The sequence below is a fragment of the Pantoea sp. LS15 genome (assembly GCF_012241585.1).
GTDB lineage: Bacteria > Pseudomonadota > Gammaproteobacteria > Enterobacterales > Enterobacteriaceae > Enterobacter.
In genome coordinates this window covers 229,141-250,348 of the sequence record NZ_JAAVXA010000003.1, presented here as the reverse complement: position 1 = coordinate 250,348, position 21,208 = coordinate 229,141, and the positions used below count along the sequence as shown (strand labels likewise).

The window sequence follows — 21,208 nt, the reverse complement described above, 5'->3', positions numbered from 1 at the left end:
GCCCTGACTCTGCTCACAGGTTGACGCTACGCGCCGGTGTAATGGCACCGTAGTCATTCACGCTCTGCCAGGAGAGCGTGCCGCTCGCACCGGCTGGCAGTACCTGCTGTGCTGAGTTTTTAGGCGCAACCATCAGGTTATCCAGCGTCTTACCACCCAGCTTCATGTTGACCAGGGTGATGTAATACGGAGACGCGTTGCTGACTTTGAGGTGGTTGCCAGTACGCTCAAAACGCAGCTGGGAGAGCGCCTCTTCCGGCTGCATCGCCAGATTGTTCGGGCGTACGAACAGTTTGATACGCGAAAGGATCGCCAGTTGCAGTACGTTATTGTTTTCCGTTTTCGCTTTGTTCACTGACGGGATCGCTTTCACGTTCATGTAAAAGAGCGATTCACGGTCGGCGGGCAGCGTCGGTCCGGCGTAAATAATACGCAGCGTGTTTTCGCTGTCTGGCTCGCTCACAAACAGAGGCGGTGTGACGGCAAAGGTTTTTTCTTTTTGCCCGTTCGCATTTTCGATCCATGCGTTGATTAAATAGCGTTCTTGTTTGTTGCTGTTAGTGATCGCCAGCGACGTTTGCTTCGCATCTGCCGGATAAATAACGCGCGTGGCCCCCAGCGCAATACCGCCGGAAGCATTCGCGCAAGCAGAAACCATCATCAAAATAAACGATAAAAAAAGTCCTGGTTTAATTCGGGTATTCATCACAACCGTACCTTTAATAATGTGTTCGCAGGTGTTATGGATAAATCAACGTAAACCAGACATCCGACTGAATATTGCCTGGCATGAGATGTTCGGAAATAGCCCGATAGCGGGCGCTAAAATGAAACGCGAGTTCACTGGTATTTACCGGCAACCAGCTGACGGCCGTCGCATTTGGGATAATCTGACGTTGTTGTTCGTCAAAGAGCGCCAGCCCCACACCGCTGCTGACAGGTGTTTCACCTGGCCGCGATGTCGCCAGAAAAACCTGCGGATCTTCTGCGGGCGTGACACCCTGAAACTGGATCCCCACGGTGCGCGAGACATCAACGCTGCAATCCAGTAGCCGCACAGTGAAGGGCACATTCACCGTGGAAAAACTGCCCACCCCGGCAAATGAATTGGTTCGATACTGTCCCATGTCGATGCGCATATTCTGGCTGTCGGGCGCCACGGCGCAGCCGCCATTCACCAGCTCACCTCTGAGGTGAACTTTCCCGCCTTCGATCACCACAGTATGTGCCGTTGCCTGGTTAGCCATCGCAAGGGTAAAAAGCAGTAGTGCTCCCGTTTTTGTCATCCTTCGTTCCTGGCATTAGCGTATGACGGCCTCGTCCCTGAGGCCTGGACATCCCTGTACGAATTATTCGTATTTCATAACGAAGGTGGCGTCAGCGTTTGCCTGGCCTGGCTCAGTGGTCGCAGCCGTTGACTTATAACGCGCGGTGAATTGCAGGGTGTTCGTTCCTTCGATCAGGTTCTGCGCAGCAGAGAAGGTTGCACCGTCTGGGGTCAGAACGCTGGATTTGTTGTCGAGGATCTCGATACCCACGCCTTTCGCGGTGTTGTCATTGTTACCGGAAGTCACTGCCAGCAGAGTTTTGTCAGTTGCATCAATCTGACCAGTGAACGCAACAGCAGCGGTTTTTGCTACCAGTGGATCGCAATCGTTCAGTTCAATGTTGAATGGGATATTAGAGGTAGTGTCGCCCACTTTAGTGAATTTCGCGGTACGGTACTGACCGAGATTAACAGTCTGCTCGGAAGAATCGGTATTTACTGAACATGCAGCATTAACCAGTTCACCTTTAAAATGCACAGTACCGCCATTTACGGAAACCGGATCTGCATGAGCGGCACCCGCGACCAGGGCCAGAGTTGCAATAACAGTAGAAGCAATGTTGCTGAGTTTCATGTCTATTCCTTTAAAATGTAAATAACCCTTCCCGCGAATAATCGGGAATAAGAAATACGTTCAATTGTTGAATTGAAAACTTATTTCGGAGGAGACAAAGTAGCTCAGGAATCATTTTTTAAATATGTCAAAACGCTGCCATTTCTCCAGGTCACATCCTAATCCCGCCTAAGAAATTGACCATCCATCCGGAAGGGTTTTTACGCCCTGCTGATGAAAACTCGCAAAGGGTGACTGACAGCGGCGCTCGCTTCTGACAAAATACAGGCAATCCCCCCTTTCAAACGTTACAGACGGAATCTTCTCTCTGATGGCAGCAAAGATTATTGACGGTAAAACGATTGCGCAGCAGGTGCGCTCTGAGGTTGCGGAAAAAGTGAAGGCGCGTAAAGCCGCCGGAAAACGCGCCCCTGGGCTGGCCGTTGTGCTGGTTGGTAGCAACCCGGCATCACAGATTTATGTCGGCAGCAAACGCAAAGCGTGTGAAGAGGTGGGCTTCGTCTCCCGCTCTTACGATTTGCCAGAAACCACCAGCGAAGCAGAACTGCTGGAACTTATTGACACTCTGAATGCCGATAAAGAGATCGACGGTATTCTGGTTCAGTTGCCGCTGCCAGCAGGCATCGACAACGTGAAGGTGCTGGAGCGTATCGCACCGGATAAAGACGTTGACGGTTTCCATCCGTACAACGTTGGCCGCCTGTGCCAGCGTGCACCGCGTCTGCGTCCGTGTACGCCGCGTGGTATCGTGACGCTGCTGGAGCGTTATAACATCGACACCTACGGTCTGAACGCCGTGGTCATTGGTGCCTCCAACATTGTTGGCCGCCCGATGAGCATGGAGCTGCTGCTTGCAGGCTGCACCACCACCGTCACCCACCGTTTCACCAAAAATCTGCGTCACCACGTAGAGAACGCCGATCTGCTGATCGTTGCCGTCGGGAAACCGGGCTTTATTCCAGGTGAATGGATTAAAGAGGGGGCGATTGTCGTGGACGTCGGAATTAACCGTCTGGAAAACGGCAAAGTCGTCGGTGACGTGGTGTATGAAGATGCTGCGGCTCGTGCCTCTTACATCACCCCGGTACCAGGCGGCGTAGGCCCGATGACCGTCGCCACATTGATTCAGAATACTTTGCAGGCATGCGAAGAGTACCACGATGTAGAGGACGTGTAAGATGGCCACATTTTCGTTAGGAAAACACCCACACATTGAGCTGTGCGATCTGCTGAAGCTGGAAGGCTGGAGCGAAAGCGGTGCGCAGGCGAAAATCGTGATCGCCGACGGGCGAGTAAAAGTCGACGGCGTGGTAGAAACCCGCAAACGCTGCAAGATTGTCGCGGGCCAAACCGTGAGCTTCGAAGGACAGAGCGTGACCGTTACGGCCTGAGCCGTTTGATGCCCTTACCTAACCCTCTCCCACAGGGAGAGGGGATAAAAAATCCCCTCAAACCCATCGCGGTTATTTATCGATCAACTTCAAATAATCACTATTTCCTCTGTTGAAAAGTGAAAATTCAGTTGCGCGTTTTTCACACTTTGCCCACGATAAGTAGAACGTTCTACTAAAACGTTCTACTTACAATAACAGCGCCAAAAAAAGCGCTACTCGGGGGAAATCAGCATGAGTCTGATATCAGGGTTTGTTAAATCGCTGTCTAAGTTGTCTATGATTGGTCGCGCCTTGATGCTGCCAATTTCACTGCTTCCCGCTGCGGGCCTGTTGCTGGCCTTCGGCGATAAGTTCCACCTGCCGCTGATGATGAACGCAGGCGGGGTTATTTTTGATAACCTGCCGATGCTGTTCGCCATTGGCTCTGCCGTCGGTCTGGCGTCTGAATCCGGTATTGCCGCACTGTCTGCGGCGGTATCGGTGTTTGTCACTAATATCACCATCAGCACCGTGCTGAGTATCACGCCGGAAATGGCGTCACAGGGCGGGAAATACGCCATGGTGGTGGGCATCCCGACACTGCAAATGGGCGTCTTCGGCGGCCTGATTTGCGGTATTCTCGCGGCCTGGTGTTATAACCGCTTCCACACCATGCAACTGCCGGAATTTCTTGGCTTCTTCTCAGGTAAACGCTTCGTAGCGATTGCCACAGCGTTCCTTTCTTTCCTGATGGGGTTACTGCTGCCCTACGTCTGGCAACATATCCAGGCCGGTATCGACGCGCTCTCCGTAATCGTTAACGGTGATAATCAGGCGGCGTCGACCTTTATCTTCGGCCTGGTCGAGCGTGCGCTGATCCCGCTTGGCTTGCACCACATCTGGTATCCATCCTTCTGGTATTCATTCGGGGATTACACGACCCAGGCCGGACAGGTTATCCATGGCGACCAGACCATCTGGTTCAAGATGCTGGAAGAAGGGGTCAAATCCTTCAGCAGCGACACCTACGAGAACGCCGGTAAGTTCATGCAGGGTGAATTCCCGCTGATGCTGTTCGCACTGCCTGCGGCGTGCCTGGCGATGTATCACGAAGCCCACACGAAGAACAAAAAAATCGCGGCCGGTATCCTGTTCTCTGCGGCACTCACCTGCTTCCTGACGGGGATCACCGAGCCGGTCGAGTTTACTTTTATCTTCGTGGCACCGATTCTGTACGTCTTTAACGCCATCATGGCGGGCCTGGCTTATATGACCATGTATCTGCTGCATGCGCATATCGCCAAATCGTTCTCAGCGGGTTTTATCGACTATCTGTCATTCGGGATCCTGCCGTCGTTTAACGGTTATAAAACCAACTTCCTGAATGCCATTATCATCGGCATTCCAATGGGCCTGATTTACTACTTCACGTTCCGCTTTGTGATCCGTCGTTTCGACGTGAAAACGCCGGGCCGCACTGAAGTGACCGCCAGCGCAGACGATAAGTCGGATTCAGAACTCGCGACTGAGATCATCACCCTGCTGGGCGGGGCGCATAATATCGACTCCGTCGGTTCCTGTATCACCCGTTTACGTCTGGAAGTGGCAAAAAGCGAGGTGGTAGATAAAGACGGCCTGAATGGACTCGGTGCTCGCGGCGTGGTCTTCGTCGGCGACAACGGTATTCAGGTGATTTTCGGTGCCAGAGCACAGTTTATCGCCCAGACCATGTCCACCATGATCGGCAAATAATAAGATGCCTGAACGACGCGTCTCCTGTACGCTGGGAGACGTATTGTTGTATCTGGCTGATAATCGGTTAATTTCAGGGAGTGATTTTGAAGAAAGTCAGCATTATTGATGTCGCAAAGCTCGCAGGGGTTTCGGTTTCTACCGTATCACTGGTGCTGCGCCAGAAAGGGAAAATCTCAGAGGCGACGATCGAGAAGGTCAACGCTGCCATCAATACCCTGGGCTATGTGCATAACGTCGCCGCGGCCAACCTTCGCGCCAACACCTCCAATCTTATCGGTCTTATCCTCCGTGACTTCAGCGACAGCTTCTCCATCAAGGTGATGGCGAGCATCGTCCAGGAGCTGGAAAAACAGGGGTATATGGTGTTTCTCGGCCAGCCTCAGAATGACTATGATCATCTTGAGCGCTGCCTGCTGTCGTTTAAACAGCAGGGCGTCGCCGGGGTTATTTACCTGGCTTCTGACACCCGGACATCCACCCTGCCGGAACACATTCGTCATTGCCCATTGCCGTTGGTTGCGGTCTCTCAGTCGCTGCTGGATGAAAAATGCAACCTGGTGATGCGCGATAACCGTCAGGCGGCAAATCTGGCGGTGCGTTATCTTATCGAGCGCGGCCATCGCAATATCGCCTACATTGGCGGGCGTGAGGGCTGCCTTATTCGCGAGCAGCGCCTGCTTGGTTTTCGCAGCGCGATGACGCAAAACGGGCTGGTCTGGCGCGATGAATACTCTCCGGCCTGCAGCGATGACACGCTGGCAGCAGGTTTTGCCACTCGTCAGTTACTGGAAAAAAACAACACCATCACCGCCCTGCTCTGCCACTCACCTGATGCCATGATCGGCTCCATATCAGCGATTCATCAGGTCGGGCGTACGGTGGGTAAAGACGTGTTTCTGACGCAGCAGGTCGCGCTGGTCGGTTTCGAAGATATGCTGCACGTAAACCTCACGTCGCCGTCATTGACCTACGTCTCCTCCGCCAGTGAAGAGACGGGCCGTCAGGCAGCCGGGTTGATTATTCGCAAGCTGAAAGAGCCGGACTTGCAAACGCAGCGGATTACCCTCTCCGGGCAGCTTATCGCACGCGAGTCGGCGTAAAATCAGAATTTAGCACAGGTCTGCGCGAAGGATTCGCTGCTATAGTTCCATGATTTGTCATGGATAATTACGATGCCCACCGTTATCACTCACGCTGCTGTTCCGCTTTGCCTGGGCTTAGGCCTGGGAACCAGAGTTATTCCGCCTCGTCTGCTGTTTACTGGAATTGTCCTCGCGATGTTGCCGGACGCCGACGTGCTGGCGTTTAAGTTCGGCGTCGCCTATGGCAATGTTTTCGGCCATCGCGGCTTTACTCACTCCCTGCTGTTTGCCTTTGTGGTGCCGATACTCTGCGTGCTGATCGGTCGACGATGGTTCAGAGCTAGTCTGACCCGGTGCTGGCTGTTTTTAACTGTGTCATTACTGTCGCACAGCCTGCTGGATTCCATTACCACGGGGGGAAAAGGGGTTGGCTGGTTGTGGCCGTGGTCAGACGAACGCTTCTTTGCGCCATGGCAGGTGATTAAGGTCGCACCGTTCGCGCTGTCACGCTATACCACGCCGTACGGGCATCAGGTGATCATTTCAGAATTGCTGTGGGTGTGGCTACCGGGGGTAGTGCTGATGGGGATGTTGTGGTGGAGACGGCGGTAAAAGAAAGCCGGGTGGCAGCTACGCCTTACCCGGCCTACGGTCATGATTTTGTAGGCCCGGTAAGCGTAAGCGCCACCGGGCGTTACAGACTTACTTACGACGCCAGGTGGTTCCCTGCGGGCCATCTTCCAGAATGATGCCCATCTCGGTCAGACGGTTACGCGCCGCATCTGCCGCCGCCCAGTCTTTCGACTGACGCGCTTCCAGACGCGCTTTGATCAACGCTTCAATTTCCGCCACTTCACCATCGTCCGCCTGCGCACCGCTTTGCAGGAACACGTCCGGCTCCTGTTCCAGCAGGCCGAGCACGGAAGAAATCTTACGCAGATGTGAAGCCAGGGCATTCGCTGCTGCCATATCTTCTGACTTCAGGCGGTTCACTTCACGCGCCATGTCGAACAGCACGGAGTACGCTTCCGGGGTGTTGAAGTCGTCGTTCATCACCTCAACGAAGCGAGCTTCAAACGCTTCACCGCCCGCAGCAGGAACAGACTTGTCGGTACCGCGCAGCGCGGTGTACAAACGCTCCAGCGCCGAGCGCGCCTGTTTCAGGTTCTCTTCGCTGTAGTTCAGCTGGCTACGGTAGTGACCAGACATCAGGAAGTAACGCACGGTTTCCGCATCGTAATACTTCAGCACGTCACGCACGGTGAAAAAGTTGCCGAGTGATTTAGACATCTTCTCGCGGTCAACCATCACCATCCCGGAGTGCATCCAGTAATTAACGTACTCGCCGCCATGCGCGCAGGTGGACTGCGCGATTTCGTTTTCGTGGTGCGGGAACATCAGATCCGAACCGCCGCCGTGAATGTCGAAGTGCTTGCCCAGCTGCTTGCAGTTCATCGCCGAACACTCAATGTGCCAACCAGGACGCCCTTCGCCCCACGGAGATGGCCAGCTCGGTTCACCCTCTTTGGACATTTTCCACAAGACGAAATCCATCGGGTTGCGCTTCACGTCAACGACGTCAACGCGGGCACCGGCCTGAAGCTGGTCCAGATCCTGACGGGAAAGCGCGCCGTAGGTTGGGTCCGTCGGCACGGAGAACATCACGTCGCCGTTATCCGCAACGTAGGCATGGCCGCGTGCGATCAGCTTTTCCGTGATCTCAATAATTTCGTGAATATGGTGGGTTGCACGTGGCTCACTGTCCGGGCGCTGAATATTTAATGCATCAAAGTCTTTGTGCATTTCAGCGATCATGCGGTCCACCAGCGCCACAAAGCTCTCGCCATTTTCATTAGCGCGTTTAATGATTTTGTCGTCAATGTCAGTAATGTTGCGCACGTACTTCAGGTTGTACCCCAGAAAACGCAGGTAACGTGAAACAACGTCGAAGGCGACAAAGGTACGGCCATGGCCAATATGACAGAGATCGTAAACCGTAATACCACACACGTACATGCCGACTTCCCCGGCATGGATAGGTTTAAATTCCTCTTTTTGGCGCGTCATTGTATTAAAGATTTTTAACATCGAAGATTCCATGTAAACACGTGTGTGGGTTGTTTGTTCCCTATAATACCCATAATTCGGAATAGGATCAGCACACAATGCAAGGTGATCGCGTCCTGTGGTTATGCTATAACAAGCCCCTATATGTGACCCGAACACGGGTTGACGCACCACAATAACGGAACAGGATGCAAAAATGGTTACTTTCCACACTAATCATGGCGATATCGTAATCAAAACCTTTGATGACAAAGCGCCTGAAACAGTTAAAAACTTCCTGGACTACTGCCGCGAAGGTTTCTACAACAACACCATTTTCCACCGCGTGATCAACGGCTTTATGATCCAGGGCGGCGGTTTTGAACCTGGCATGCACCAGAAAGAGACCAAAGAAGCGATCAAAAACGAAGCGAACAACGGTCTGAAAAACACCCGTGGTACGCTGGCGATGGCCCGTACTCAGGCACCTCACTCTGCGACTGCCCAGTTCTTCATCAACGTGGCTGACAACGACTTCCTGAACTTCTCCGGCGAAAGCCTGCAGGGTTGGGGCTACTGCGTATTCGCCGAAGTGGTTGAAGGTATGGACGTGGTCGATAAGATCAAAGCCGTCTCTACTGGCCGCAGCGGCATGCACCAGGACGTTCCTAAAGAAGACGTGGTGATTACCAGCGTGACCGTCAGCGAGTAATTGGTGGCGACACTCTTTATTGCGGATTTGCATCTGCAAACAGAAGAACCGGCGATCACCGCCGGTTTTCTGCGTTTTTTACGCGGTGAAGCGAAAAGCGCCGACGCGCTGTATATTCTTGGCGACCTGTTCGAAGCCTGGATTGGCGACGACGATCCTAACCCGCTGCACCGGGAAATGGCTGCTGCCATTAAAGCGCTGGTAGATTCCGGTGTTCCCTGCTACTTCATCCATGGTAACCGTGATTTCCTGCTCGGCAAGCGCTACGCCCGCGAAAGCGGTATGCAACTGCTGCCGGAAGAACAGGTGCTTGATCTCTATGGCCGAAAGATCCTGATCATGCACGGCGATACGCTCTGCACCGACGATACCGGTTATCAGGCGTTTCGCGCTAAAGTCCACACCCCGTGGATCCAAAAAGTGTTCCTGGCCCTGCCACTGTTTATCCGCAACCGTATCGCAGCCAGAATGCGCGCGGGCAGTAAAGCCGCCAACAGCAGCAAATCCATGACCATCATGGACGTTAACCCGCAGGCGGTGGTCAACGTGATGGAAAAGCATCGCGTCCAGTGGCTAATCCACGGTCATACTCATCGCCCCGATGTACATTCCCTTATCGCCAATGGCGAACCGGCGAACCGTGTCGTACTGGGAGCCTGGCACAGTGAAGGGTCCATGGTCAAAGTCACACCAGAGAGTGTAGAGCTGATCGCTTTTCCGTTTTAACCTTTCAAATTTCATTCTATTTTTTTGAACAACATTGGCAAATTGTTCCGATTTTAATCAGCCCATGATCAGCCTATTATTTATCACATCAGGGCAACACGCCCTATCCCAGATAAATTACTTCAGGAATACGACCATGAAATCTATCAAAACTTTCGTTGCAGTTGCCGCTCTTTCTATGATCTCTTTCGGTTCTTTCGCTCAGAGCGTCAGCGCGAGCGCTTCTACCCTTGACCGCGCAGAAGCGAAAATCGCCGCTCAGGCTGCTGAACAAGGTGCGTCTTATAAAATCACCAGCGCACAGGTCAATAACCGCGTGTACATGACCGCAGAACTGACTAAATAATCACACCTGATTGACGAAAACAGACCGCCAGATTGCGGTCTGTTTTGTTATGTCTGGCGGTAACAACGGCTCAAGTTTTAACCGCGCAACCGTTTTCCTTCCCCGTATTACATGCTATTCTCTTTGCCCTCGAAAGCAGTGTGTTTCGCACCACAGGAGTTTTAAGACGCATGTCTTCCCGCAATAATCCGGCGCGTGTCGCCATCGTGATGGGGTCCAAAAGCGACTGGGCTACCATGCAGTTCGCCGCCGAAATCTTTGAAATCCTGAATGTTCCGCACCACGTTGAAGTGGTTTCCGCACACCGTACACCGGACAAACTGTTCAGCTTCGCCGAAGGCGCTGAAGAAAACGGTTATGAGGTGATCATTGCCGGTGCGGGCGGCGCAGCACATCTGCCAGGCATGATTGCCGCTAAAACACTGGTTCCCGTTCTGGGCGTACCGGTACAAAGCGCTGCGTTGAGCGGTGTCGATAGCCTCTATTCCATCGTGCAGATGCCACGGGGTATCCCGGTCGGCACGCTGGCGATTGGTAAAGCGGGTGCTGCAAATGCTGCCCTACTGGCCGCGCAGATTCTGGCGACACATGATAAAGACTTACATCAGCGTCTGGCTGACTGGCGTAAAGCACAGACCGACGAGGTGCTGGACAATCCGGACCCACGGGGTGCGGCATGAAGCAGGTTTGCGTCCTCGGTAACGGTCAGTTAGGCCGTATGCTACGCCAGGCGGGTGAACCGCTGGGTATTTCCGTCTGGCCTGTCGGGCTGGATGCTGAACCTGAAGCGGTACCGTTCCACCAGAGCGTGATTACCGCCGAGATTGAACGCTGGCCGGAAACTGCGCTGACTCGCGAGCTGGCGCGTCATAACGCCTTTGTTAACCGCGATGTTTTCCCGATTATTGCCGACCGCCTGACGCAAAAGCAGCTGTTCGACAAGCTCGGTCTACCGACCGCGCCGTGGCAGCTCCTGTCAGATAAACGCGAGTGGAATGATGTTTTTGCGATGCTGGGCGAACTGGCGATCGTGAAGCGCCGCGTGGGCGGTTATGACGGTCGTGGACAATGGCGTCTGCGGGCGCACGAAACGGCTGAGCTACCGGATGATTGCTACGGTGAATGTATCGTTGAGCAGGGCATTAACTTTAGCGGTGAAGTGTCGCTGGTTGGTGCGCGTGGACATGATGGCCGCACTGTGTTTTATCCGCTGACGCATAACCTGCATCAGGACGGTATTCTGCGCACCAGCGTGGCATTTCCGCAGGCCAGTGCGGAACAACAGGCTCAGGCAGAAGACATGCTGTCTGCCATCATGCACGAACTGAGCTACGTGGGTGTCATGGCGATGGAGTGCTTTGTCACGCCGTCCGGTCTGCTGATCAACGAGCTTGCGCCGCGCGTGCACAACAGCGGCCACTGGACGCAAAATGGCGCGTCCATCAGCCAGTTCGAGTTGCACCTGCGCGCCATCACTGACCTGCCGCTGCCGCAGCCGGTGGTGAATAGCCCGTCAGTGATGATCAACCTGATTGGAACCGATCTGAACTACGACTGGCTTAAGCTGCCGCTGGTACACCTGCACTGGTATGACAAAGAGGTTCGCCCGGGTCGTAAGGTTGGTCACCTGAACCTGAACGACAGCGACACCGGCCGTCTGAGCGCCACCCTGGAAGCACTGATCCCTCTCCTGCCGCCGGAATACGCGAGCGGAATGGTCTGGGCACAAACTAAGCTTAAGTAACACACCTGCGCCGGGGAGTTGACCTTCCCCTTCCCCGGCGTACAATTCCCGCCCATTGCAGCTTAGTTTTCTTCTGGAAAAACCATGAACGATGGAACGGACTATCGCGCGATCCTCGCGTCTGATACCCCTTTAATCGACGTTCGCGCGCCGATCGAATTTGCTCAGGGTGCGATGCCTGCGGCAATCAACCTGCCTTTAATGAATGATGATGAACGCGCCGCCGTCGGCACTTGCTATAAACGCCAGGGCCCCGAAGCTGCACTAAATCTCGGCCATAGTCTGGTGAACGGCACCACGCGTGAGGCACGGATCAACGCCTGGCGGGAAGCCAGCCTTGCCCATCCTGAGGGCTATCTCTGCTGCGCGCGCGGCGGCCAGCGTTCGCACATCTCACAGGCCTGGCTGAAAGAAGCGGGTGTCGACTACCCACTGATCCGCGGCGGCTATAAAGCCCTGCGTCAGACAGCAATTCAGGTGACAACCGAGCAGTCACAAAAACCGATGGTACTTATCGGCGGCTGTACCGGCAGCGGTAAAACCTTGCTGGTTAAGCAACATGCCCAGGGCATTGATCTGGAAGGGCTGGCGCACCATCGCGGTTCATCGTTTGGCCGCACGCTCACGCCGCAGCTTTCCCAGGCCAGCTTTGAAAATCACCTTGCGGTTGAGCTATTGAAAAAAGACGCTGCACGCTGGGTGCTGGAAGATGAAGGTCGGATGATTGGCTCCAATCATCTGCCGGAGTGCCTGCGCGACCGGATGGTTGAAGCCCCTATTGTCGTCGTCGACGACCCGTTTGAAATCCGTCTTGAGCGCCTGCGCGAAGAGTATTTCGACCATATGTGGGCAGATTTTTCTGCGGCCTACGGTGAAGAAGCGGGCTGGAAAGAGTACAGCGAGTACCTGCACCACGGCCTGTTCGCCATTCGCCGCCGTCTGGGGTTACAGCGCTTTGCGGAATTCACCGCACTGTTAGATTCCGCGCTGCTGGAACAACAACGCTCTGGCAGCACTGACGCGCATTTCAGCTGGCTTGTCCCGTTGCTGAATGATTATTACGACCCGATGTACAGCTATCAGCTTGGAAAGAAAGCGGAGAAGATTGTCTATCGCGGGACGTATGGCGAGGTCGCTGACTGGCTTAATCGCTAAAAGAAAGCCGGGCGGCGAGGTAAAAGCAAAACGGCAACCTGGGTTGCCGTTTTTAATATTTGTTCCCTCTCCCCGTGGGAGAGGGTCAGGGTGAGGGCATCAGGCCGCACCCTACAAAACGCCTTAGAAGTCGTAACGCAGACGGACCAGGTTCATATCGCCCAGATCGTCGGTGCTGGAGGTGAATACGTGTTCGTAATCAACACGGAAACCATAATCCAGCTGGAAGCTGATACCCACGCCGTTATCGATGCGCTGGTAGTTACGGCCGTTCACGTACTCGATGCGATCGCCCATGAAGTAAGGCTGGATGGATTTCACCGCATACTGATTGATTGGGAATTTATACCCTGCGAAGTATTCAATACCCCACGCGTCGCCCGCAAAGTAGTCGTTAACAGACACTTTTTTGGTGGTCAGGAAGTTCTGGTACCAGCCGCCGCCAAAGGAGAAGGTCCAGTTGTCAGGTTTCCAGCTCAGTGCAGTACCGAGGATGTTCTGATCGTAGGTTTTGCTGTCGCCGTTGTCCGGGTTACGCATGTCCGCACGGGTGTAGTTCCACGCCGTACCCCAGGTCAGATCTTTAGTCAGGTGATAATCCAGACCCAGTGAACCACCGCCTTTACGTTTGTAACGCAGGCCGTTGCCCGGCAGGTATTCGCTGTCTTCAAACAGGTAGGATGCATAAATGTCAGCATCGCCAATGGTTTTCTTATATTTCAGCATGTTGCGTGAACGATAAGAACCGTCGTAGTCACCGTTGATACCGTTACCTGGTGCCTGACCAATCATATCGTAGTCCCAGATATCGGTTTTCACGCCAACCACATCATAGTAAACGCTATTCTGTTGACCGTAGGTCAGTGTACCCCAGGTGTCGCTCTTCAGACCGGTGTACAACATACGGCGAGTAGTGTTGTTCGCGCCTTCTTTGTAGTGGTTGTCCCAATCGAACAGCGCAGGGATGTTCACACCCAGCTCGTAGTAGCTTACCCAACTGATATCATCAAACAGGTAGTAATCAGCTGCGAAACGGAAACGGGTACCGCCGTCGAAGCCATTACGTTTGTAGGAACCTTTGTCGCCGTCGCCCGTCATCATGTTGAACTGTGGACGGATACTGCCGCCCACGGTGAAGTTCAGACGGCTCAGGGGATCGCCCGCCTGAGGATCCTGTTTAAGAACGGTGATTTCTGCCTGAGAAGCGAAGGTAGTCAATGCCACTGCCGCGCCGATCGTAACCGCCAGCGCTGATTTTTTTATAGTCATTATTTTTCCTTGATAGACACGCTGCTAAATATTTAGCGGGTGAATATTAACTGGAAATAATCAGTCTGTGTGGACGGTTTTTTAATGTTTTGTGCTACTAAATTAACGGATATTATCTTTTTGTGCTGTTAAAACATTACGCACTGATATAAAAAACCAGTGCGTAATTATCACGATATTGAATTAACTCTCGAACTGGCGGAACAGAGCTTTGCCCTTTAACAAGCGTGTACCGAGCCAGCCCCCACAGAGGGAAAGTAGCACCGCACCAGAGAGAGGCAATGTCAGCCAAAGACGCCAGTCAGGCTCCCACGGGAAGTCAAAGACCTTTGTCTGCAGGACAGCCAGCGCCGTCTCTGCACCAATGGCCGCCACCAGTCCCGCCACCAGCCCCAGCAGTGCGAATTCACTCCAGAGTGTCGCCCGCAACAGTCGTTTACCTGCTCCCAGTGTGCGATACACCACCAGTTCCTGATGACGCTGGCGCATCCCCACCTGTACCTGGGCCAGCAGCAACAGCACGCCGCAGATCGTCACCAGTACCACCATCACCTCCAGTGCACGGCTCACCTGCTCCAGAACCTGCCCGACCTGCTTCAGGATCGCCCCGATATCCAGCAGGCTGACCGTCGGGAATTCCCGGTTAAGCTGGGTGAGCATGCCGTTGCCGTTTTCCCAGCGGAAGCTGGTCAGCCAGCTCTGCGGTTGCCCGTCCAGCGCCCCCGGCGGGAAGATGAAGAAGAAGTTGGGCCGCAGACTTTCCCAGTCCACTTTACGCAGGCTGGTGACTTTCGCGGTAAAATCCTGGGTATCCCCGGTGAACGTGACGCTGTCTCCCAGCTTAACGCTCAGACGCTTCGCCAGCCCTTCTTCCATCGACACTTCCCCCGCTTCAGGCGGCCAGGTTCCGGCGGTGATGGGGTTATGATCGGGGCGTTTTTCCTGCCAGGTCAGGTTCAGTTCACGGTTAAGCGACTCGTCCTTGTTCCCCTCCGTTGGCTGACCGTTGATCTGCGTCAGGCGTGCGCGAACGATGGGGTAGAACGACTCAGGAATAATGTGATGCTCCGACAGAAATCCCTTCAGTGGCGTGACCTGCTCAGGTGCGATATTGATCAGGAAATAGTTTGGGCTTTCCGGTGGTAGCTGTTGCTGCCAGCGATCCAGCAGATCGCCTCGCAGTACCAGCAGAAGTGCCAACAGCATAAACGACAGCGAAAACGCCGAAAGCTGGCTGAGCGTCGACCAGGGCTGATGCAGGAGACGGTTCACTGCCAGCCTCACGGGAAGCGATTTTACCGTGATTTTTTTCAGGATATTGAGCAGTATCCAGCCCAGCACGCCGCACAACAGCGCCAGCACAACTGCCCCGGCCAGCACCGCCCACAGCAGAGTGCTGCCCCCCATCAGCCAGGCCAGCAACCCAACCGCCACCGCAATAATCACAGGAAGATAGAACTTCAGCGGCCAGACGTTTGCCACGACATCACGGCGTAACACACGCAGCGGCTGCGTCGCAATCAACAGCCGGTACGGGCGGAGCCCTACCAGCACTGAGATTACCGTCATCGCCCCCATCGCCCACAGCCACGGCCAGAGGCTGGCCGGCGGTAATGCGGCCGGAAGCACCGGTTTCAGCATCACCATCAGCAGTTTTTCGAACAGTAGCCCCATTACCCCGCCGGTGAAGGCCGAGAAAAGCAGCAACATTAGCCACTGACCGACAATCAGCTTACGCAGTTGTACTCTGCCCGCACCAAGTGTTTTGAGGACCGCCACCAGATCGTAACGGCTGCGACAGTAGTGCCCCATTGCCACGGCAACTGCCGCCACGGCCAGCAACAGGGTTAACAGAGCCGAAAGTAGCAGGAACTGCTGAGAACGTTCCAGAGATTTACCGAGCGCCCCCTCATCCTGCTCCAGCCCGTACCAGCGGTGTTCCGGTTTTAACTGCGGCAGAAGCCATTTTTCATAGGCATCAAGTTGTGCGGGCGTACCGCCAAACTTATAGCGCCAGGTCACGCGGCTCCCCGGCTGCACGGCGTTGGTTTTCACCACATCGGCGGTATTCATCAGTAATCGCGGCGCGAGCTGGAACGGATTAAACCCGGAGTCAGGTTCCTGGACCACTTCTCCGGCAATTTTCAGCGTAGCGTCACCGACATCAATGCTGTCGCCCGTTTTCAGATTCAACAGCGCCATCAGGCGCGGCGCCAGCAGCACCGTGCCGGGTTTGGGTTTCAGCCCTGGTGGACTGGTCTGCAGTTCGCCATACATCGGGTAGATGTCATCGACGGCTTTGACGCTCGCCAGTTGCGGTGTATCGCCTGCAAATGTCATGGTCTGGAAGCTTATCTGCTCCCCGACCTTAAGCCCCCGCTTGCGCGCTTCGTCAATCCAGCCCGGCGGAACCGCACGTGAACTTTGTAGCGCCCTGTCCCCCGCCATAAACTCCCGGCTTTGCTGACTGAGCCCTTTTTCCATGCGGTCGCTGACGCTACCCAATGCCAGCACACAGGCTACCGCCAGGCTTAACGCCAGCCAGACAATCAGCAGCGAGGGCGAGCGCCACTCGCGCCAGAACCAGCGGGCAATCATGCTTCCTCCTGAAGAACACCATTGACCAGCCGCAGACGACGGTCACAGCGGGCGGCAAGTTGCGGGTCGTGCGTCACCAGGACAAGCGTGGTGCCGTGTTCGCGGTTGAGCGAAAACAGCAGGTCAGCAATCTTGTCCCCGGTTTTGCGGTCAAGATTACCGGTAGGCTCATCAGCGAACAGGACCTCCGGGCGACCGTTAAACGCGCGCGCCAGCGCCACGCGCTGTTGCTCCCCGCCGGAAAGCTGTGCCGGGAGATGGTCGAGCCGTTTGCCCAACCCCAGTTGATCCAGTAAGGCCTTCGCATGCGCACGGCTTTCACGGCTATTTTCGCCGCGCAGAAGCGCCGGGAGTTCGACGTTTTCCAGCGCGTTCAGCGTCGGGATCAGCATAAAGGACTGAAAAACAAAACCGATGTGTCGCGCACGCAGCGCAGCGCGCGCCTCTTCATCAAGCTGATGCAGCGGTTGCCCGACCAGGTGGACCTCTCCGCTGCTCCCGTCGTCCAGACCGGCCAAAATCGCCAGCAACGTGGACTTACCAGAACCGGATTCACCAATCAGCGCGATGGTTTCGGCGCGTTTGACAACGAGTTCAACTCCGGTGAGGATGGAAAGTTCGTGTTCCCCCTGACCGACGGATTTCTTAAGACGATGAACTTCAACACTGTTTTCCGCTGGCATTTGCCCTTCCTGTTTTTGATTCTGATGACCTTCCGCGCGGCGGCAGCGGACACGTTACTGGTTCTCGGCGACAGCCTGAGTGCAGGCTATCGCATGGCGGCCAGTGCGGCCTGGCCCGCTTTGCTCAATGATAAATGGCAGAGCACAACGCCTGTGATTAACGCCAGCATCAGCGGTGATACCTCTCAGCAAGGCCTGTCGCGGTTGCCGGCGCTACTCAAACAGCATCAGCCGCGCTGGGTACTGGTTGAGCTTGGCGGCAATGATGGCCTGCGCGGTTTTCAGCCTCAGCAAACAGAACAGACGCTGCGCACCATTCTGCAGGACATCAAGGCGGCAAACGCCCGGCCGCTGCTGATGCAAATTCGCCTGCCCGCTAACTACGGTCGTCGGTATAATGAGGCCTTTAGCGCGATCTACCCGAAGCTTGCCAAAGAGTTTGATATTCCGCTGCTGCCATTTTTCATGGAAGAGGTCTATCTCAAACCCCAGTGGATGCAAGACGATGGGATCCATCCCAATCGCGATGCTCAGCCGTTTATTGCCGACTGGATGGCAACGCGGCTGGCCCCTTTAGTTAAACATGACTCCTGATTAAGCGGAGATCCTGACAGGTAAAGTTATGCAAAAATCGGTCTTAATTACAGGATGTTCCAGTGGAATTGGCCTTGAAAGCGCGCTCGAATTAAAGCGTCAGGGATTTCGGGTGCTGGCTGCCTGCCGTAAACCCGACGATGTCGAACGCATGAACGGGATGGGGTTTACCGGCGTGTTGCTGGATCTGGACTCACCGCAAAGCGTTGAACGTGCCGCCGATGAAGTGATCGCCCTCACCGACAACCGCCTGTACGGGCTTTTTAATAATGCCGGCTACGGTCTCTACGGCCCACTGGATACCCTCTCCCGTGAAATGCTGGAGAAACAGTTTTCGACCAACTTCTTCGGTGCGCATCAACTGACTATGCGTCTGCTCCCCGCCATGCTGCCGCACGGTGAAGGTCGGATCGTGATGACCTCCTCGGTGATGGGCCTGATCTCCACCCCGGGCCGCGGCGCCTACGCCGCCAGCAAATATGCGCTGGAGGCCTGGTCTGACGCCCTGCGCATGGAGTTACGGCACAGCGGCATTAAGGTCAGCCTGATTGAACCCGGCCCCATCCGCACCCGCTTTACCGAAAACGTCAACCAGACGCAGGCGGACAAACCGGTCGAAAACCCTGGCATCGCCGCACGTTTTACCCTCGGGCCAGAAGCAGTTGTCGCCAAAGTGCGCCATGCTTTTGAGAGTGAAAATCCCAAAATGCGCTATCCGGTGACATTGGTCACCCATGCCGTAGGCTGGTTAAAACGCCTGCTGCCGGGCCGGATGATGGACAAAATTTTACACGGTTGAGTTGAAGCAACGACGCTCACCCCCATGTAAAGAACAAACCGACAAAAGAGAAAGCCGCATGTCCGTACAGAATATCGTCAATATTACTGAAGCAAACCTGCAACAGACCCTCGAACAGTCAATGACCAAACCGGTGCTGTTCTACTTCTGGTCTGAGCGTAGCCAGCACTGCCTGCAGCTGACGCCGGTCCTGGAAAGCCTTGCCGCACAGTACAATGGTCAGTTCATTCTCGCCAAACTGGATTGTGACGCCGAGCCAATGGTGGCATCTCAGTTTGGTCTGCGCGCTATTCCAACCGTCTATCTTTTCCAGAATGGTCAGCCTGTTGATGGTTTCCAGGGGCCACAGCCGGAAGAGGCTATTCGCGCCCTGCTGGATAAAGTCCTGCCGCGCGAAGAAGAGTTGAAAGCGCAGGAAGGCATGGCGCTGATGCAGGAAGGCAAATATGACGAGGCACTGCCGCTGCTCAAAGAGGCATGGCAGTTGTCGAAGCAAAACAGCCAGATTGGTCTGCTGCTGGCGGAAACGCAGATTGCGCTACACCGCTCAGAAGACGCAGAAGCCGTGCTGAAGACGGTTCCACTGCAGGATCAGGACACCCGTTACCAGGGGCTGGTCGCGCAAATTGAGCTGCTGAAGCAGGCGGCAGATACCCCTGAAATTCAGCAGCTGCAACAGCAGGTGGCTGACAACCCAGCCGATGCGGCTCTGGCAAGCCAACTGGCGCTGCAGCTGCATCAGGTAGGGCGTAACGAAGAAGCACTGGAGTTGCTGTTTAGCCATCTGCAAAAAGATCTGGCTGCCGCCGACGGCCAGGCGCGTAAGATGTTCCAGGAAATTCTGGCCGCGTTGGGCACCGGCGACGCGCTGGCGTCGAAGTATCGCCGTCAGCTTTACGCCCTGCTTTACTGACACAAAAAAGCCGATATTACCCCGTCTTTTTCAACTGCGTCACCACCAGCTGGTGACGCGCGTTATAGAACTTCCGGTAGGTCAGGTAACAGGCAATGATGGTGGACAGGCTCGCCGTTGAGAGCAGCATAAACGTTACCATAATCTGATACTTAATCGCTTTTACCGGATCGATACCCGCAAAAATCAGCCCCGACATCATACCCGGCAGGCTCACCAGCCCCACCGTTTTGGCAGAATCCACTGTCGGGATCAGCGATGAACGGATGCTCTCACGGATCAGCCGCGCAGAGGCCATTTTAGGCGTCGCCCCCAGGCTTAACTTCTCCTGCAACTGCTGCTGTTCACTGCTGAACCGCTGGCCCAGATTGTTGTAACACAGCCCCACGGCAACCATCGCGTTTCCGGCGATCATTCCGGAAATGGGGATGACCTGCATTGGCGTAAACGCAATCGAACCAGAGAGTACCAGCACTGCCAGCGTGAGCGCCGTCCCGGTCGTAATGGCAATAAACGACGAGATAAAAGCCTTATCAATGTACTTACTGCGTTTTTGCGCATTCCACGCTGCGTTAAAGCAGATAAAGAGCACCATCAGCAGCGTCAGCACCGCGTGGTTGACGTTGAAAATATACTTCAGCACATAGCCGACAATAATCAGCTGAATAACCGCCCGGCAGATACTCCACAGAATATCTTTTTCCAGCCCCAGCTTTTCCCGGTAGCTGACCACAATCGCAATCAGCACCAGCACCATCGAAAACGCCAGGGATTCATTGGTAATATTATGCTCTCCCACGGTTAGCCTCCTGCATTTTCCCACCGTGCGGCTGGAGCGTAATCACGTCATCCGCATGGGTAATTTCGTTTGAGTCGTGTGTTACCCACAGCACAGCAACATTCTGCTTACTGGCGTAATGATGAATTATGTCGTTAACGTTGCGCTTGTTGACATCATCCAGCGCGCTGGTGATTTCGTCCAGCAACAACACCCTGGGTAAAAATTGCAGGTTACGGATCAGCGAGACACGTTGCTTTTCTCCACCCGACAACTCACTCACGGATTTGGTCAGCGTCTCCTGCGGCAAACCAAAACGTTCCAGATCGGCAGATAGCCGCTCAGGATCGGGCGTCTTATTGCGAATTTTCCAGGGAAAAATCAGGTTGTCATACACCGTATCGCCGAAGAGCGTGGGCGTTTGTACCGAGTATGAGACCTGCTGGCGATACGCCTCAGGAGAGAGCGTTGCAATATCCTTCCCCTCAAAATAGATCTTGCCCGAGGTCGGGCTGAGCAACGAGGCAATGATTTTTAGCAGCGTACTTTTCCCGCAGCCCGATGGCCCGGTGATCAAACGAAACTCCCCCGGCGAAACGGTAAAACTGACATTGTTCAGAATGGTGGTTTCACCCACACGGTAGCCTATATCCGCGATTGTCAAAATCGCGCTGTTATCCTTCATGTTATTTCCTGCCTTCATCCCAATAATTAGCAGTAGTCTACGGCGATTA

23 protein-coding genes are annotated in these 21,208 nt (G+C 54.6%); 14 read left to right on the top strand and 9 right to left on the bottom strand.

The genetic code is table 11. From position 1 onward, the window contains the following. Positions 1–13 precede the first annotated feature (13 nt). The 3 genes from fimC to fimA form a co-directional block, all read right to left on the bottom strand. Positions 14–706 (bottom strand): type 1 fimbria chaperone FimC, encoded by a 693-nt coding sequence (gene fimC / locus HED65_RS07085; RefSeq protein ID WP_114977994.1) that lies wholly within the window; start codon positions 704–706, stop codon positions 14–16. 34 nt (positions 707–740) lie between these two features. After that, positions 741–1,286, bottom strand: a complete 546-nt coding sequence (gene fimI / locus HED65_RS07080; RefSeq protein ID WP_114977993.1) for a type 1 fimbrial protein subunit FimI — start codon at positions 1,284–1,286, stop codon at positions 741–743. Positions 1,287–1,349: 63 nt separating this feature from the next. Further along, positions 1,350–1,901, bottom strand: a complete 552-nt coding sequence (gene fimA, locus HED65_RS07075) for a type 1 fimbrial major subunit FimA (protein ID WP_114977992.1) — start codon at positions 1,899–1,901, stop codon at positions 1,350–1,352. A 310-nt stretch (positions 1,902–2,211) separates the two neighbouring features. Here fimA and folD point away from each other — a divergent pair, with 310 nt between their 5' ends. From folD to HED65_RS07050, 5 genes are all read left to right on the top strand, one after another. Further along, positions 2,212–3,078, top strand: a complete 867-nt coding sequence (gene folD, locus HED65_RS07070) for a bifunctional methylenetetrahydrofolate dehydrogenase/methenyltetrahydrofolate cyclohydrolase FolD (protein WP_114977991.1) — start codon at positions 2,212–2,214, stop codon at positions 3,076–3,078. A 1-nt stretch (position 3,079) separates the two neighbouring features. Beyond that, positions 3,080–3,292 carry a ribosome-associated protein YbcJ gene (ybcJ, locus tag HED65_RS07065; RefSeq protein ID WP_114977990.1) on the top strand — a complete coding sequence of 71 codons (213 nt, stop codon included), beginning with the start codon at positions 3,080–3,082 and terminating at the stop codon, positions 3,290–3,292. Between the two features lie 234 nt (positions 3,293–3,526). Beyond that, on the top strand, positions 3,527–5,026 hold the full coding sequence (locus tag HED65_RS07060; RefSeq protein ID WP_114977989.1) for a PTS transporter subunit EIIC: 1,500 nt from the start codon (positions 3,527–3,529) through the stop codon (positions 5,024–5,026). 86 nt (positions 5,027–5,112) lie between these two features. Next, positions 5,113–6,129 carry a Mal regulon transcriptional regulator MalI gene (malI, locus tag HED65_RS07055; RefSeq protein ID WP_114977988.1) on the top strand — a complete coding sequence of 339 codons (1,017 nt, stop codon included), beginning with the start codon at positions 5,113–5,115 and terminating at the stop codon, positions 6,127–6,129. A 72-nt stretch (positions 6,130–6,201) separates the two neighbouring features. Beyond that, entirely contained in the window at positions 6,202–6,723 is a 522-nt protein-coding gene (locus HED65_RS07050; RefSeq protein WP_114977987.1) for a metal-dependent hydrolase, read from the top strand. Positions 6,724–6,813: 90 nt separating this feature from the next. Here HED65_RS07050 and cysS read toward each other — a convergent pair whose 3' ends face one another. Then, positions 6,814–8,199: a cysteine--tRNA ligase gene (gene cysS, locus HED65_RS07045; protein ID WP_114977986.1), complete on the bottom strand. Its 1,386-nt coding sequence runs from the start codon at positions 8,197–8,199 to the stop codon at positions 6,814–6,816. A gap of 175 nt (positions 8,200–8,374) precedes the next feature. On the opposite strand from cysS, the gene ppiB reads away from it, so the two are divergent. The 6 genes from ppiB (at position 8,375) to mnmH (ending at position 12,840) form a co-directional block, all read left to right on the top strand. Continuing rightward, on the top strand, positions 8,375–8,869 hold the full coding sequence (gene ppiB, locus HED65_RS07040; RefSeq protein WP_028017583.1) for a peptidylprolyl isomerase B: 495 nt from the start codon (positions 8,375–8,377) through the stop codon (positions 8,867–8,869). Positions 8,870–8,872: 3 nt separating this feature from the next. After that, on the top strand, positions 8,873–9,595 hold the full coding sequence (gene lpxH, locus HED65_RS07035; protein ID WP_114978096.1) for a UDP-2,3-diacylglucosamine diphosphatase: 723 nt from the start codon (positions 8,873–8,875) through the stop codon (positions 9,593–9,595). A 136-nt stretch (positions 9,596–9,731) separates the two neighbouring features. Next, positions 9,732–9,941, top strand: coding sequence for a YdgH/BhsA/McbA-like domain containing protein (locus HED65_RS07030; RefSeq protein WP_028017585.1), 210 nt, complete (start codon positions 9,732–9,734; stop codon positions 9,939–9,941). A 170-nt stretch (positions 9,942–10,111) separates the two neighbouring features. Then, positions 10,112–10,621, top strand: coding sequence for a 5-(carboxyamino)imidazole ribonucleotide mutase (purE, locus tag HED65_RS07025; RefSeq protein WP_028017586.1), 510 nt, complete (start codon positions 10,112–10,114; stop codon positions 10,619–10,621). Further along, complete coding sequence (gene purK / locus HED65_RS07020; RefSeq protein WP_114977985.1) at positions 10,618–11,685, top strand: 5-(carboxyamino)imidazole ribonucleotide synthase; 1,068 nt, start codon at positions 10,618–10,620, stop codon at positions 11,683–11,685. Before purE ends, purK begins: the two co-directional genes overlap by 4 nt. Positions 11,686–11,769: 84 nt before the next feature. Next, on the top strand, positions 11,770–12,840 hold the full coding sequence (mnmH, locus tag HED65_RS07015) for a tRNA 2-selenouridine(34) synthase MnmH (protein ID WP_114977984.1): 1,071 nt from the start codon (positions 11,770–11,772) through the stop codon (positions 12,838–12,840). Positions 12,841–12,963: 123 nt separating this feature from the next. Here the strand turns inward: mnmH and HED65_RS07010 are convergent, their stop codons facing one another. The 3 genes from HED65_RS07010 to ybbA all read right to left on the bottom strand — a co-directional run bounded on the left by HED65_RS07010 (position 12,964) and on the right by ybbA (position 17,390). Then, positions 12,964–14,109: a porin gene (locus HED65_RS07010; protein ID WP_114977983.1), complete on the bottom strand. Its 1,146-nt coding sequence runs from the start codon at positions 14,107–14,109 to the stop codon at positions 12,964–12,966. A gap of 183 nt (positions 14,110–14,292) precedes the next feature. Further along, on the bottom strand, positions 14,293–16,707 hold the full coding sequence (ybbP, locus tag HED65_RS07005; protein WP_114977982.1) for a putative ABC transporter permease subunit YbbP: 2,415 nt from the start codon (positions 16,705–16,707) through the stop codon (positions 14,293–14,295). After that, complete coding sequence (gene ybbA / locus HED65_RS07000) at positions 16,704–17,390, bottom strand: putative ABC transporter ATP-binding protein YbbA (RefSeq protein WP_114977981.1); 687 nt, start codon at positions 17,388–17,390, stop codon at positions 16,704–16,706. The genes ybbP and ybbA overlap by 4 nt, the downstream gene beginning before the upstream one ends. Here ybbA and tesA point away from each other — a divergent pair. The 3 genes from tesA to HED65_RS06985 are packed head-to-tail and all read left to right on the top strand — an operon-like array spanning position 17,361 to position 19,696. Then, complete coding sequence (gene tesA / locus HED65_RS06995; RefSeq protein WP_114977980.1) at positions 17,361–17,984, top strand: multifunctional acyl-CoA thioesterase I/protease I/lysophospholipase L1; 624 nt, start codon at positions 17,361–17,363, stop codon at positions 17,982–17,984. The two genes, ybbA and tesA, sit on opposite strands and share 30 nt — an antisense overlap. A 28-nt stretch (positions 17,985–18,012) precedes the next feature. Further along, entirely contained in the window at positions 18,013–18,783 is a 771-nt protein-coding gene (locus tag HED65_RS06990) for an SDR family oxidoreductase (RefSeq protein WP_114977979.1), read from the top strand. A 1-nt stretch (position 18,784) separates the two neighbouring features. Continuing rightward, a complete protein-coding gene (locus tag HED65_RS06985; protein ID WP_072032695.1) occupies positions 18,785–19,696 on the top strand; it encodes a co-chaperone YbbN in 912 nt (303 codons plus the stop codon). A gap of 16 nt (positions 19,697–19,712) precedes the next feature. Here HED65_RS06985 and fetB read toward each other — a convergent pair whose 3' ends face one another. Then, a complete protein-coding gene (gene fetB / locus HED65_RS06980) occupies positions 19,713–20,495 on the bottom strand; it encodes an iron efflux ABC transporter permease subunit FetB (protein ID WP_028017592.1) in 783 nt (260 codons plus the stop codon). Further along, entirely contained in the window at positions 20,482–21,159 is a 678-nt protein-coding gene (fetA, locus tag HED65_RS06975; RefSeq protein WP_114977978.1) for an iron efflux ABC transporter ATP-binding subunit FetA, read from the bottom strand. The genes fetB and fetA overlap by 14 nt, the downstream gene beginning before the upstream one ends. Positions 21,160–21,208 lie beyond the last annotated feature (49 nt).